Raw genomic sequence first — 12,877 nt, forward strand, 5'->3', positions numbered from 1 at the left:
ATCTCAAATATATAAAGATGTCAAACGCAAAATCATTAAGAAGAATCAAGATCCGCCGTACCATTCGTCAGAAGCTGAGCGGATCCGCTCAAAAACCCCGGCTGGCAGTATTCCGCAGTAATACAGATATCTATGCACAACTGATAGATGACAGCAAAGGTGTTACCATAGCGGCTGCTTCTTCAAAAGATAAGGATATTAAAGCCCAGAGCGGTACCAAAAGTGAAAAAGGTAAGCTGGTCGGTGTGGCTATCGCCCGTAAAGCAGTGGAGCTGAATGTTAAGCAGGTGGTTTTCGATCGGGGTGGCTATTTGTACCATGGCCGGGTGAAAGCGGTAGCAGAAGGTGCCCGGGAAGGCGGCCTGGAATTTTAATACTTACATAATTATAAACAGATATAATGTCAAAAGTTACGTACAACAAAGTAAAAGCCAGCGATCTTGAGTTAAAGGACAAAGTGGTTGCTATTAACCGTGTGGTTAAAACCACTAAAGGTGGCCGTGCTTTTAGTTTCTCCGCCCTGGTAGTAGTGGGCGATGGCAACGGAATTGTGGGACATGGACTGGGTAAAGCCAAGGAAGTACAGGAAGCGATTACCAAAGGGATAGAGGATGCCAAAAAGAATCTGATTAAAGTACCCATCCTGAAAGGAACCATTCCCCACGATCAGTGGTGCAAGGAAGGGGCTGCTAAAGTGATGATTTTACCGGCTACACCGGGTACCGGTGTGATCGCAGGAGGTTCTATGCGTGCGGTTTTGGAAGCAGCAGGTATTCAGAACGTACTGGCAAAATCTATGGGATCAGCTAATCCGCACAATGTGGTAAAGGCGACTTATAAAGCACTGGCTATGTTAAGAGAGCCGGTTCAAATCGCCAAAACACGGAATGTCGGCCTGAAAAAGGTATTTCAGGGATAAGATTAGCTACTCGAAGGAGATTGAACCTGAAGTCCAAAGTAATTATCAATTTTTTATCCATAAAAACCCTTCCGCTGCTTGGCGGATAGAAGGAGGGAATCATGAAGAAAGTAAGAATAACACTGGTAAAAAGCCCGATTGATCGTCCCGAAAGGCAAAAGCTTACCTTAAAAGCGCTGGGGTTGAATAAAACCAACAGCAGCAAAGAAGTGGAAGCTACACCCCAGATTCAGGGTATGATCCGTAAAGTGGAGCATATGCTGAAAGTGGAAGAGATCTAAAAAAAGGCAGTGCAAGGAAATGTAGCCCGAATCGCTGCATTTTATGATTTTAGAATTACATTTGCCAACTATTAAGATGCGAGCCTCCGCTTTGAGGCGTAAGTACTAAAAAAGCAATTTAAGATGAAATTACATGAATTAAGGCCTGCGAAAGGCGCAACACACAAACAGAAAAGAATCGGTCGTGGTGAAGGAAGCGGATTTGGCGGTACTTCTACCAAAGGTAATAAGGGTGCACAAAGCCGGGCTGGCTATAAATCCAAAATGGGATTTGAAGGTGGTCAGATGCCGATTCAGCGCCGGGTTCCCAAAAGAGGCTTTAAGAATCCGGACAGGATTGAATATAAAATATTTAATGTGGGTCAGTTCGATCATTTTGCTGAAGCATATGGTCTGAGTGAGTTTTCGGCTGAGAGCCTGTACAGTATCGGGGCTATAGGTAAATCGGATAAAGTGAAAGTGCTGGGCAACGGTGAACTGAAAGGAAAATTCAGTTTCAAAGTACATGCACTCAGTGAAAAAGCAAAATCCGTAATAGAAGCTGCCGGTGGTTCCGTTGAACTCCTGAAGTAACACTTGGATCGCATTATTGACGCACGGTGGTGCGTCATTTCATTTTGACGATTGACTAATTAAGAAAAAAATCAGGTGAAAAAATTCATTCAAACACTTAAGAATATATGGAGTATTGAAGAGTTAAGAAAGAAGATTCTTTACACTTTATTACTGACTGCCGTTTATCGTATTGGAGCCTTTATCACATTGCCCGGGATCAACCCCATCATCCTGGAGCAATACAGTAAATCCAATGCGCAGACCGGTATCCTGGATCTGATCAATACATTCGCTGGTGGGGCCTTCAATATGGCCTCCATTTTCGCCCTGGGGATCATGCCCTATATCACCGCTTCGATTTTTATACAGTTGATGACGGTACTGGTACCTTCTTTCCAGAAAATGCAGAAAGAGGGGGAAAGCGGCCGCAAAAAGATCAATCAGATTACCCGCTATATTACGGTAGCGGTAACCTTTGTACAGGCTTTTGCCTATGTGGCCTATATCCGCCAGACTTCCGGTCCGGCGATTATTCCTGCGTTCGGTAATACTTTCTTTACGCTGACGACTGTCGTAGTGCTCACTGCAGGTACGCTTTTCGTTATGTGGCTGGGTGAGAAAATCACGGATAAGGGATTGGGTAATGGTACTTCATTAATCATCATGATTGGTATCCTCGCCCGACTGCCGCAGTCTTTTGCCCAGGAATTGACTTTCCGTTCTGAACGTACCGGTAACATTCTGATCTTTATCATTGAAATTGCCCTGTACATTCTGATAAACCTGGGTTGTATCCTGCTGATTCAGGCGGTACGCAAAGTTCCGGTAAATTATGCCAAACAGATCGTAGGCAACCGTCAGTTTGGTGGTGCCCGACAGTTTCTGCCGCTGAAAGTGAATGCGGCCGGGGTGATGCCGATCATCTTTGCCCAGGCGATCATCTTCGTTCCGACCTTGTTTACCATGGGTAATCCCAATAGTTCCTTAAGTAAGATATTTACGGATCATACCAATGGCTGGTATATGCTGATTTACTCGCTGGTGGTGATTGGATTTACCTTTCTGTATACAGCCCTGATCTTTAACCCCAAACAGATTTCAGATAACCTGAAACAGAACAATGGCTTCATTCCAGGCGTGAAACCCGGCCAGCCAACGACCGACTATATTGGAACCATTATGGACCGGATTACGTTCCCGGGTTCGATATTGCTGGCGCTGGTAGGTATTCTTCCCGGAATTGTTCAGTTGATGTTTGGTATGACCATGTCATTTGCCATGTTCTTCGGGGGTACGTCGCTGCTGATTATGGTGGCCGTAATTCTGGATACCCTGCAGCAAATTGAAACCCATTTGATGATGCGTCAGTATGATGGGCTGATGAAGAGTGGCCGCATTCAGGGCCGTCAGGCAACTTCTGCCATCCAGATCTAAACGACCATTCAAAGAATTTATAGTAAACCCGGTATTTTACCGGGTTTTTTTTACGAAATTTGCAGCCTTATGATTCAAATAAAGACGAATGAACAGATAGAACTGATGCGTAAAAGCGCACTGCTGGTCAGTCAGACCCTGACAGAGGTCGCCGGCCTCCTGAAGCCCGGTGTGACCACCCGCTTCCTTGACGAGTTTATTGGCGGCTATATAAAAGATCACCAGGCAGTTCCATCCTTTCTCAATTATCATGGATACCCTTTTAATTCCTGTATCTCCGTAAACGATGTGGTCGTACACGGATTTCCGACGAATGAACCTTTGAAAGAAGGTGATATTGTCTCTATCGATATTGGTGTCGTACTGAATGGTTGGCATGGTGATCATGCCTATACATTTGCAATCGGAGCGCCGGAAGCTCCCTGGCAGGAGCTAATCCGGGTCACCAAAGCTTCGCTTTACAAAGGGATTGAGCAAGCGGTTGCCGGGAATCGGATCGGTGATATCGGATTTGCGATCCAGGACTTTACTGAAAAGCAACATGGCTATGGTGTAGTGAGGGAACTAGTGGGTCATGGTCTGGGACAGCGGATGCATGAGGATCCCCAGGTTCCTAATTATGGTCGACGTGGCAGTGGAACCAAGCTTAAGGAAGGTATGGTACTGGCCATTGAACCCATGATCAATCTGGGTACTAAAGACGTATTTACAGAAAAAGATGGCTGGACTGTAAAGACCAGCGACGGGCAACCCTCTGTGCATTTTGAACATGATGTCTGTGTAAGGAAGGGGCGGGCAGATATACTGTCTAATTATGCGCCCATCGAAGCCGCTGAAGCTGCCAATCCGCATTTATTTGTCTGTTAATCATAAGTAGGGTCGGATCCGGATATAAATCAACGCAATATTGAAGTCTCAAAAGACATTGGTCGTTATAGGGGGTGGGGCTGCCGGTTTTTTCTGCGCCATTAATGCCGCCCTGAAGCAACCCCATCTTCGGGTGGTCCTATTGGAAAAATCCGGAAAACTTTTATCCAAAGTGAAGATCAGTGGCGGGGGACGCTGTAATCTCACCCATGCCTGCTTTGATATTCCGGAAATGACCCACCGCTATCCCCGGGGCGCCCGCTTCCTGAAAAAAATATTTCATCAGTTTTTTACAACCGATACCATTCAATGGTTCGAAAGCCGTGGTGTCAAGCTCAAAACGGAGTCAGACGGCCGGATGTTCCCGGTTTCAGATAGCTCCCAGAGCATCATAAACTGTCTGCTGGATCAGGCAGCAGGTGCAGGCGTCCAGATTGAACTGCACCGTGCCGTGCAGCAGATTGAAAAAACCGCGACTGCCTTTAAACTGACCACTGCCGAGGGGCATCAGTACATTGCTGATGCTGTCTGTGTGGCCTGTGGCGGCTATCCCCGTTCCGTTTTGTATGACTGGCTGCAACAAACGGGACACCGCATCATTGCACCCGTACCTTCACTGTTTACCTTTAATCTGCCGCGGCATCCGATTACCGGACTGATGGGCCTCAGTGTTCAAACGGCCCGGGTACGGCTCAAAGGCGGATCCCTCCAACAAGAGGGGCCTGTATTGATTACCCATTGGGGGCTGAGTGGACCCGCTGTATTAAAACTGAGTGCTTACGGTGCCCGTGAACTGGCAGAAAAGCAATGGCGGTTTGAAGTCCAGGTCAATTGGGTGCCTGAATATAACGAGCACAGTCTTCGGGAGCTATGTATGCAATGGCGGCGGGAAAAAGGTGCTGCTTTATTGCATCAGCGAAATCCCCTTGGATTACCACAGCGACTCTGGACCTTCCTGCTGGATCAGTCGGGTATTGCCGCAGACTGTCGTTGGGCGGACTTGCCGGCGCGACAACAGCAACAACTGGTCTTTCAATTGACTGGTGGCATTTTTCAGGTGCAGGGTAAAACGAGTTTCAAGGAAGAATTTGTAACCGCCGGAGGGATTGACCTGGCGGAAATCGACGCCGGCAGCATGATGAGCAAAAAAGTTCCCGGTCTCTTTTTTGCCGGTGAAGTCATCGATGTCGATGGTATTACCGGGGGGTATAATTTCCAGAATGCCTGGACCACCGGCTGGGTGGCGGCCCAGGGCATTGCGCGTTTGATGCAGGAAGCATCCTGAACTGGAACATTTAATATTTTGCGACGATCCCGGTGTAATTATGCGGTGTGATTTTCTTTAATTCAGCTTTTACCGCTGCTGGTATTTTCAGGCCCTGAATGAACTGGTGCAGGGATTTCTTGTCGATACCGCTTTTGCCCCTTGTTAGTGCTTTTAGCGCCTCATAGGGATTCGGATATTGCTCCCGACGCAGGATGGTCTGAATCGCTTCGGCCACTACCGCCCAGTTTTGTTCCAGATCCTCCTTGAGTGCTTTTTCATTTAAGAGCAGTTTACCCAGTCCTTTTTCAAGGCTCCGGATTGCAATTAGTGTATGGGCTACCGGCACGCCAATATTACGCAGAACGGTGCTGTCGGTGAGATCCCTTTGCAGCCGGCTCACTGGTAATTTTGCCGCCAGGTGTTCCAGTCCGGCATTGGCAATACCCAGATTTCCTTCTGCATTTTCAAAATCAATAGGATTGACTTTATGAGGCATTGCGGAGGAGCCTACTTCACCTTTTTTGGTCTTTTGCTTGAAATATTCCATACTGATATAGGTCCAGATGTCCCGGCATAAATCAATCAGAATCGTATTAATTCTTTTAATGCCATCAAAATGAGCCGCCAGACAGTCGTAGTGTTCAATCTGTGTGGTATACTGCATCCGATGGAGTCCCAGGATATCATCTACAAAATGATTGGCAAATTTAATCCAGTCAGTACGGGGAAAGGCCACATGATGGGCGTTGAAATTACCGGTAGCGCCACCGAATTTAGCTGCGAAAGGGATGGAACTCAATAATAAAATCTGTTGGTCGATACGTTCCACGAAAACCATCAATTCCTTACCCAGCTTGGTGGGAGAAGCGGGTTGCCCGTGGGTTCTTGCCAGCATAGAAACGGAAGCCCATTGCCGGGCCATCGCACCGAGTCTTTGCTGCAGGTTGAGGTAAGCAGGCAGTAATTCATATTCCAGGCTGTGTTTCCAGAGCAGGGGAATAGCCGTATTATTGATGTCCTGAGAAGTTAGTCCGAAATGTACCCATTCCTTGGCCGCGCCGGCACCAATGTTATCCAATTGTTCTTTCAGAAAATACTCTACGGCTTTGACGTCGTGATTGGTGATCTTTTCAATTTCCTTGATCTTTCCGGCAGATTCGACATCGAAATTTTCCGCCAGTTCGCGAAGGCCCTTCCTGGCAGCGGCTGAAAGTTTAAGGAATTTCCGGTCTGCCAGCAGCAGCAGGTATTCGATTTCCACGATGACCCTGTATTTTATCAGGGCATATTCACTAAAATATTCCTTCAGAGAAGCCACCTGACTATTATAGCGGCCGTCAATGGGAGATATTGCGGTTAAAGACATGTTATGTAAAATTTGGTATAAAGTTTTGTGACATTCAGGCTGCGGCTCTTATGAAACTTCGAACTTGATTATCTTTACCGCGCAAAAATAAGCATTCAAGGTGGAAGAAAAGATAAGAGTAGGAATTGTTAGTTACTTAAACACCAGACCTTTGATTTACGGGCTGGAACGTTTACCCATTAAAGATAAAATCGATTTATTGGAAGCCCATCCGGCTTCACTCGCGGATCAGCTGATCCAGGGGCAAATCGACCTGGGTCTGGTACCTGTGGCCGTGATCCCCTTTTTGCCGGCGTATTATATCAATGGTAAATATTGTATCGGTGCCACCGGTGATGTAGCGTCTGTGGCGCTTTTCAGTCAGCAGCCTGTAGAACAGATCGAACGGATTTATCTCGATTACCAGAGCCGTTCTTCGGTACAACTGCTTTTATGGCTGCTGCGTCATCACTGGAAGATTAATCCTGAAATCATCGCCGCAACGGATGATTCCTATATCGCTGAAATTCAAGGTACTACTGCCGCACTGATTATTGGTGACCGGGCCCTTATGCAACGCGGCCATTCAGCGTACACCTATGATCTGGCGGGTGAATGGCTGGCCGCTACCGGTCTGCCTTTTGTATTTGCGGCCTGGGTCAGTGCCCGGCCGCTATCCGCTGCATTTATACAGGAATTTGACAGCGCCAATGCCTATGGATTGCAGCATATCGACGAGATTGCTGCGGGATTTAATAACGGCCTTTATGATCTGAAAAAGTATTTCTCCGTAAATCTGAGCTATGAACTCGACAGTGATAAACGACGAGGATTGCAGCTGTTCTTAGACAGTCTCAGCAGCCCTGTGCCACCTGCTTCGAAGGCGGGTATTTCACCGGTGGAAAGCCGGGATGACTAAAACTGTTAAGTTGGCCTGCCGGTTGGCCCGATAGCCTTATTTTTGCGCATAAAGGGGAAAACCCATTAATAATGAAAGTAGTCATTTTTGCAGGCGGATTAGGTACCCGTTTATCAGAAGAAACCGGTGTCAGACCCAAACCCATGGTCGAGATCGGCGGCAAGCCGATTTTATGGCATATCATGAAAATTTACAGCCATTATGGTTTTAATGATTTTATCGTATGTCTGGGCTACCGCGGTTATATGATCAAGGAGTATTTCATGAACTATTTTCTCCACAATGCCGACCTGACCATCGATATCGGGAATAACCAGGTGGAATACCATGCCAATAAAAGTGAGAATTTCCGAATTACCCTGGTAGATACCGGCGCTGAAACGAAAACCGCCGGCCGTCTGCAACGGGTACAGTCCTATATAGGCGCAGAACCCTTTATGCTTACCTATGGCGACGGCGTGGGTGACGTAAACATACCTGCCCTGCTGGAGTTTCATAAGCAGGGAGGCAAGACGGCTACGGTGACGGCTATTCAGATGGATTCACGATTTGGCGGCATGGATATTGCACCCGAAGGCGAAGTGACTTCTTTCAAGGAAAAGGCCAAGGATGAAAGTAAATGGATCAATGGTGGATTCTTTGTATTGAATCCGGAGGTTTTTGATTATCTGAAAGAAGATATGACCCAGATGATGTGGGAGGACCAGCCGCTTGAGCGACTGGCTGCTGCCGGACAATTGCAGGCGTACCAACATAAAGGTTTCTGGAAACCTATGGACGCATTGCGGGATAAAATTGAGCTGGAGCATTTATGGCAAACCGGAAAAGCAAAGTGGAAACTGTGGTAAATCAGCAAATATTGAGATCAGCGTTTGAAGGCAAAAAAGTCTTTGTTACCGGACATACCGGTTTTAAGGGCGCATGGTTCTGCATGTTATTGAACGCCCTGGGTGCCCGGGTTAAGGGCTATGCGCTGGAGCCAGCGGGACAACCGGCTTTGTATGATCTACTCCAGCCCTTGGATGTCAGCCATTCCGTTATCGCAGATATCCGGGATAAGAAAAGACTGCACTATGAACTGGAACGCTTTGCCCCGGATTATATCTTTCATCTGGCGGCGCAACCGCTGGTGCGGCGTAGTTATGAAATCCCCGCTGAGACTTTTGAAGTGAATGCCATCGGTACCGCCAATCTGCTGGAAGCGCTGAGAGGACTGGCAGGTAAATGCACTACCCTGATTATTACAACCGATAAAGTATACGAAAATATTGAGCAGAATATCGCTTATAAGGAAACCGACCGACTGGGAGGTTATGATCCTTACAGCGCCAGTAAAGCCTGCACGGAAATAGTTGTCGATGCTTTCCGTAATTCATTTTTTAATACGGGGACTTATGCCGCACATCAGAAGGCGGTCGCTTCTGTGAGAGCCGGCAATGTGATCGGGGGTGGAGACTTTAGTCAGGACCGGATCCTGCCTGATATTGTACGGGCGCTGGAACAACAGGAACCGATTGCCGTTAGAAATCCCGATGCGGTACGCCCCTGGCAACATGTACTGGAACCTTTGACCGGCTATTTGCAGTTGGCCCGGAACTTAAGCCAGGACCTGAGTTTGTCCGGGGCTTATAATTTTGGACCCCGGCCTGCCGATCATCTGCCGGTCCGCTCCCTGGTCGATCAGGCCATACAGGCCTGGGGCAGTGGCAGCTGGACTGACGTCTCTGATCCTGCACAGCCACACGAAGCAGGGTTGCTTCAACTGGATATTGAGAAGGCGTTAACTGTCCTGAACTGGCAACCCCGGCTCGATGCCATCACTGCCATACAGTGGACCATCGACTGGTACAAGGCTGTAGCCACAGATACTAATGCCGCACTGGCTATTACACAACAACAAATCGCCGCTTATTGGTCATGATGGACTTTATAGCCACACCCTTACCGGGAAGTTATCTGATTCAACTTGCTCCTATTGGAGACAGCAGGGGCTGGTTTATGCGTAGCTACTGTGCCAGGGAATTTGAACAAATCGGTCACCAAAAAGAATGGGTACAGATGAATCATTCCTTCACAGCATTGAAAGGAACGATACGGGGCATGCATTTTCAATTACCACCCCACCGAGAAATTAAAACGGTCCGCTGTATTGCGGGTTCTGTATTTGATGTGATCGTTGACATGCGGGAAGACTCGCCCGTTTATTTACAATGGTTTGGCGCGGAACTCTCTGCTGTGAACAAGAAAATGATCTATATTCCAGAGGGGTTCGCGCACGGGTTTCAGAGTCTGACAGACAATGCTGAGTTGCTCTACCAGCATACAGCGTACTACCAGCCGGAATTTGAATCTGGTTTATTGTATAATGACCCTAAATTGAACATAGAATGGCCAATGGCAGTTACAGAAATTTCTGATCGGGATCAGCAGCATCCTGCTTTATAAATGATCAATTAAATAAAATGAATTGCAGATTTTGTAATACAGTACTGGAAGATGTTTTTATTGATTTGGGCAACGCGCCGGCATCCAATTCTTTTCTGAAAGCAGAGCAACTCAACGAGCCGGAGACTTTTTTCCCCTTAAAGGTATTTACCTGCCCTAACTGTTTTCTGGTGCAGGTGGATGAATACAAGAAATCGGATGCCATCTTTAATAAAGAGTATGTTTATTTTTCCTCTTTTTCCACCAGCTGGCTGGAACATGCGAAGAACTATACGGATGCGATGCAGCAGCGGTTCGAATTGAATAATAATTCCTTTGTGGTGGAGATTGCCAGTAACGACGGTTATCTGTTACAGTACTTTAAGGAAAAAGACATTCCGGTGTTGGGGGTGGAACCTACTGAAAACACCGCAGATGCCGCCAGAGCTAAAGGTATAGAAACCGTAGTGGATTTTTTTGGCGTACGCCTTGCCAAGAAACTCGCGGCAAAGGGTCCGCTGGCAGATCTGTTGCTGGGTAATAATGTCCTGGCGCATGTTCCGGATATCCTGGATTTTGTGGCGGGTATGAAGATCCTGCTGAAACCTACAGGTGTTATCACCATGGAGTTCCCGCACCTGCTGGAGTTACTACAGAATAACCAGTTTGATACCATTTATCACGAGCATTTTTCTTATTTGTCTTTTTATACTGTAAAGCAGATTTTCGAGTCCCAGGAACTGGAGTTATTCGATGTGGAAACCTTGCCTACGCACGGAGGATCTTTGCGGATCTACGCCAAACATAAAGATGCGGCCAAACATCCGGTCCAGCCGCATGTGCTGGAATTACTCGATCGCGAAGCGGCAGCCGGGCTGAACCAGATCGATACTTATAAGGGTTTTCAGGAGCAGGCTTTTGCTATTAAACTGAGTTTGGTGGATTTTCTGATACAACAAAAACAAGCCGGAAAGAAAGTGGTGGCTTATGGCGCAGCGGCGAAGGGCAATACCCTGCTGAATTACTGTGGCGTGAAGAATGACCTGATCGAATTTGTAGTGGATGCGAATCCTTATAAACAGGAGAAATTTCTGCCCGGCAGTCATATACCGGTGGTGGCAGAGCAGGAGCTTAAAGATGCCCGGCCGGACTACGTGATCATACTTCCCTGGAACCTGAGTTCAGAAATAAAGAACCAGCTGGATTATATCAGGGAATGGGGTGGAAAGTTTGTAACGGCAATACCGTCTTTGCAGATAACGGATTAAGATGCGGGTATTAGTGACAGGTGCAACGGGATTTATTGGCCGCTATGTGATTGCGGCCTTACTACGCCACCCTGGTGTCGAAGTGATAGCGACTTCCCTGCATCCTGAGAAAGCAGCCTGCCAACCCTGGAAGGACCAGGTTCTCTATAAAGCCTTTGACATAAAAGGAGTGGAGGAAAGCCCGGCGCTTTTTGAGTATTTTGAACGCCCTGATATCCTGATTCACCTGGCTTGGGAAGGTCTGCCGCAGTATCGTTTGGCACACCATCTGGAAGTCAACCTGCCCCTGCATCGAACTTTTATCCGGCAGCTGGTGACCGGTGGACTGAAGAATGTCAATATCACGGGCACCTGTTTCGAGTACGGTATGCAGGAGGGACGCTTATCCGAGGATCTGCCCGCGCAGCCGGATAACCCTTATGCGAAGGCAAAGAATGAGCTGAGATTGTATGTGGAGGGGCTTTGCGGGGAAAAAGGGTTGGCATGTAAGTGGCTCCGTCTTTTTTATATGTTCGGACCTGGGCAGGCCGCCGGATCGCTGATTTCACAGCTGGAGACGGCATTGGACAGCGGTGATGCGGTATTTAACATGAGTGGTGGCGAACAGGTTCGGGATTTTTTACCTGTGGAACAGGTAGCGGCTTATATTGTAGCTGCCAGTTTACAGACACAAGTGCAGGGGATTATCAACATATGCAGCAATCATCCGGTGACTGTCCGGCAGCTGGTAGAAGATTACCTCAGGCAAACCGGCAGGACCATACGATTGAATTTGGGTTATTATCCTTATCCTGATTTTGAACCCATGCGTTTTTGGGGAGACAACAAAAAATTAAAATCTATTTATAAAGAATATGAGTGATCACATAAAAGAATTTGCCCGGGAATGCCAGCAGCGGGTAGATAGTTATAAAGAAAATACCGAATTGCAGGCTGCCAAAGAAGCGTTTAACACGGCTTCTAATAAGTCACAGTACTCCTATAATTTTAAATGGATGGGTCGGCCGATAATACAGTATCCGCAGGACATGATTGCCATGCAGGAGCTGATTTGGGAGATCCAGCCGGATTTGATTATAGAAACCGGTATCGCCCACGGCGGCTCGCTGATATATTATGCCTCACTATTGGAGCTGATTGGGAACGGAGAGGTACTGGGTATTGATATCGATATCCGCGCGCACAACAGAGCTGAGATAGAAAAGCATCCAATGTTTAAAAGAATCCGAATGATCGAAGGATCCAGCATTGATAAGTTTACCATTGAAAAAGTACTTCCTTATACCGTGGGAAAATCCAAGGTATTGGTAGTGCTCGATTCCAATCATACCCATGCGCATGTGCTGGAAGAACTCAGGCTTTATGCGCCTCTAGTAACCACAGGATCTTATATTGTGGTATTTGATACTATCGTGGAACACCTTCCCGATAATTATATCCCGGGTATGGAACGCCCCTGGGGCATAGGTGATAACCCGATGACCGCAGTTGATACTTTTTTGACGGAGAATGACGAATTCCAGATCGATACCAATATTGACAACAAGATTCTGATAAGCGTAGCACCACGAGGATATTTAAAACGGATTAAAAAATAG

15 protein-coding genes are annotated in these 12,877 nt (G+C 47.2%); 14 read left to right on the top strand and 1 reads right to left on the bottom strand.

All coding sequences use genetic code 11. From position 1 onward, the window contains the following. Nucleotides 1–17 precede the first annotated feature (17 nt). The 7 genes from rplR (at nucleotide 18) to ACYVI9_RS07170 (ending at nucleotide 5,341) form a co-directional block, all read left to right on the top strand. Nucleotides 18–374: a 50S ribosomal protein L18 gene (gene rplR / locus ACYVI9_RS07140; RefSeq protein WP_460762592.1), complete on the top strand. Its 357-nt coding sequence runs from the start codon at nucleotides 18–20 to the stop codon at nucleotides 372–374. 26 nt (nucleotides 375–400) lie between these two features. Next, entirely contained in the window at nucleotides 401–919 is a 519-nt protein-coding gene (gene rpsE, locus ACYVI9_RS07145; RefSeq protein ID WP_460762594.1) for a 30S ribosomal protein S5, read from the top strand. Between the two features lie 101 nt (nucleotides 920–1,020). After that, on the top strand, nucleotides 1,021–1,200 hold the full coding sequence (rpmD, locus tag ACYVI9_RS07150; RefSeq protein WP_460762596.1) for a 50S ribosomal protein L30: 180 nt from the start codon (nucleotides 1,021–1,023) through the stop codon (nucleotides 1,198–1,200). A 123-nt stretch (nucleotides 1,201–1,323) separates the two neighbouring features. Beyond that, nucleotides 1,324–1,773 (top strand): 50S ribosomal protein L15, encoded by a 450-nt coding sequence (gene rplO / locus ACYVI9_RS07155; RefSeq protein ID WP_460762599.1) that lies wholly within the window; start codon nucleotides 1,324–1,326, stop codon nucleotides 1,771–1,773. Nucleotides 1,774–1,848: 75 nt separating this feature from the next. Next, entirely contained in the window at nucleotides 1,849–3,189 is a 1,341-nt protein-coding gene (gene secY / locus ACYVI9_RS07160) for a preprotein translocase subunit SecY (protein ID WP_460762602.1), read from the top strand. 69 nt (nucleotides 3,190–3,258) lie between these two features. Further along, a complete protein-coding gene (map, locus tag ACYVI9_RS07165; RefSeq protein WP_460762605.1) occupies nucleotides 3,259–4,056 on the top strand; it encodes a type I methionyl aminopeptidase in 798 nt (265 codons plus the stop codon). 40 nt (nucleotides 4,057–4,096) lie between these two features. Continuing rightward, complete coding sequence (locus ACYVI9_RS07170) at nucleotides 4,097–5,341, top strand: BaiN/RdsA family NAD(P)/FAD-dependent oxidoreductase (protein ID WP_460762608.1); 1,245 nt, start codon at nucleotides 4,097–4,099, stop codon at nucleotides 5,339–5,341. Nucleotides 5,342–5,351: 10 nt separating this feature from the next. On the opposite strand, the gene purB is transcribed toward ACYVI9_RS07170, so the two are convergent. Continuing rightward, nucleotides 5,352–6,689 carry an adenylosuccinate lyase gene (gene purB / locus ACYVI9_RS07175; RefSeq protein WP_460762610.1) on the bottom strand — a complete coding sequence of 446 codons (1,338 nt, stop codon included), beginning with the start codon at nucleotides 6,687–6,689 and terminating at the stop codon, nucleotides 5,352–5,354. 100 nt (nucleotides 6,690–6,789) lie between these two features. On the opposite strand from purB, the gene ACYVI9_RS07180 reads away from it, so the two are divergent. The 7 genes from ACYVI9_RS07180 (at nucleotide 6,790) to ACYVI9_RS07210 (ending at nucleotide 12,877) form a co-directional block, all read left to right on the top strand. Then, nucleotides 6,790–7,587 carry a menaquinone biosynthetic enzyme MqnA/MqnD family protein gene (locus ACYVI9_RS07180; protein ID WP_460762613.1) on the top strand — a complete coding sequence of 266 codons (798 nt, stop codon included), beginning with the start codon at nucleotides 6,790–6,792 and terminating at the stop codon, nucleotides 7,585–7,587. Between the two features lie 71 nt (nucleotides 7,588–7,658). Next, entirely contained in the window at nucleotides 7,659–8,435 is a 777-nt protein-coding gene (gene rfbF / locus ACYVI9_RS07185) for a glucose-1-phosphate cytidylyltransferase (RefSeq protein WP_460762616.1), read from the top strand. Continuing rightward, nucleotides 8,399–9,508, top strand: coding sequence for a CDP-glucose 4,6-dehydratase (gene rfbG / locus ACYVI9_RS07190; RefSeq protein ID WP_460762619.1), 1,110 nt, complete (start codon nucleotides 8,399–8,401; stop codon nucleotides 9,506–9,508). Before rfbF ends, rfbG begins: the two co-directional genes overlap by 37 nt. Further along, nucleotides 9,505–10,032, top strand: a complete 528-nt coding sequence (gene rfbC / locus ACYVI9_RS07195) for a dTDP-4-dehydrorhamnose 3,5-epimerase (RefSeq protein WP_460762622.1) — start codon at nucleotides 9,505–9,507, stop codon at nucleotides 10,030–10,032. Before rfbG ends, rfbC begins: the two co-directional genes overlap by 4 nt. 17 nt (nucleotides 10,033–10,049) lie before the next feature. After that, the gene (locus tag ACYVI9_RS07200; protein ID WP_460762625.1) at nucleotides 10,050–11,279 is read left to right on the top strand and encodes a methyltransferase domain-containing protein; all 1,230 of its coding nucleotides are present in this window, start codon (nucleotides 10,050–10,052) and stop codon (nucleotides 11,277–11,279) included. 1 nt (nucleotide 11,280) lies between these two features. Further along, nucleotides 11,281–12,141: an NAD-dependent epimerase/dehydratase family protein gene (locus ACYVI9_RS07205; protein WP_460762628.1), complete on the top strand. Its 861-nt coding sequence runs from the start codon at nucleotides 11,281–11,283 to the stop codon at nucleotides 12,139–12,141. Continuing rightward, entirely contained in the window at nucleotides 12,134–12,877 is a 744-nt protein-coding gene (locus ACYVI9_RS07210; protein WP_460762632.1) for a cephalosporin hydroxylase family protein, read from the top strand. Before ACYVI9_RS07205 ends, ACYVI9_RS07210 begins: the two co-directional genes overlap by 8 nt.

The organism is Niabella terrae, from assembly GCF_054783135.1.

Excerpts from the sequence above, each read along its gene's own strand:
- purB (WP_460762610.1), bottom strand. The coding sequence starts at position 6,689 with ATGTCTTTAACCGCAATATCTCCCATTGACGGCCGCTATAATAGTCAG.
- rfbF (WP_460762616.1), top strand. The coding sequence starts at position 7,659 with ATGAAAGTAGTCATTTTTGCAGGCGGATTAGGTACCCGTTTATCAGAA.
- ACYVI9_RS07210 (WP_460762632.1), top strand. The coding sequence starts at position 12,134 with ATGAGTGATCACATAAAAGAATTTGCCCGGGAATGCCAGCAGCGGGTA.
- rpmD (WP_460762596.1), top strand. The coding sequence starts at position 1,021 with ATGAAGAAAGTAAGAATAACACTGGTAAAAAGCCCGATTGATCGTCCC.
- rplR (WP_460762592.1), top strand. The coding sequence starts at position 18 with ATGTCAAACGCAAAATCATTAAGAAGAATCAAGATCCGCCGTACCATT.
- rfbC (WP_460762622.1), top strand. The coding sequence starts at position 9,505 with ATGATGGACTTTATAGCCACACCCTTACCGGGAAGTTATCTGATTCAA.
- ACYVI9_RS07205 (WP_460762628.1), top strand. The coding sequence starts at position 11,281 with ATGCGGGTATTAGTGACAGGTGCAACGGGATTTATTGGCCGCTATGTG.
- rplO (WP_460762599.1), top strand. The coding sequence starts at position 1,324 with ATGAAATTACATGAATTAAGGCCTGCGAAAGGCGCAACACACAAACAG.
- map (WP_460762605.1), top strand. The coding sequence starts at position 3,259 with ATGATTCAAATAAAGACGAATGAACAGATAGAACTGATGCGTAAAAGC.
- rfbG (WP_460762619.1), top strand. The coding sequence starts at position 8,399 with ATGGCAAACCGGAAAAGCAAAGTGGAAACTGTGGTAAATCAGCAAATA.
- ACYVI9_RS07200 (WP_460762625.1), top strand. The coding sequence starts at position 10,050 with ATGAATTGCAGATTTTGTAATACAGTACTGGAAGATGTTTTTATTGAT.
- rpsE (WP_460762594.1), top strand. The coding sequence starts at position 401 with ATGTCAAAAGTTACGTACAACAAAGTAAAAGCCAGCGATCTTGAGTTA.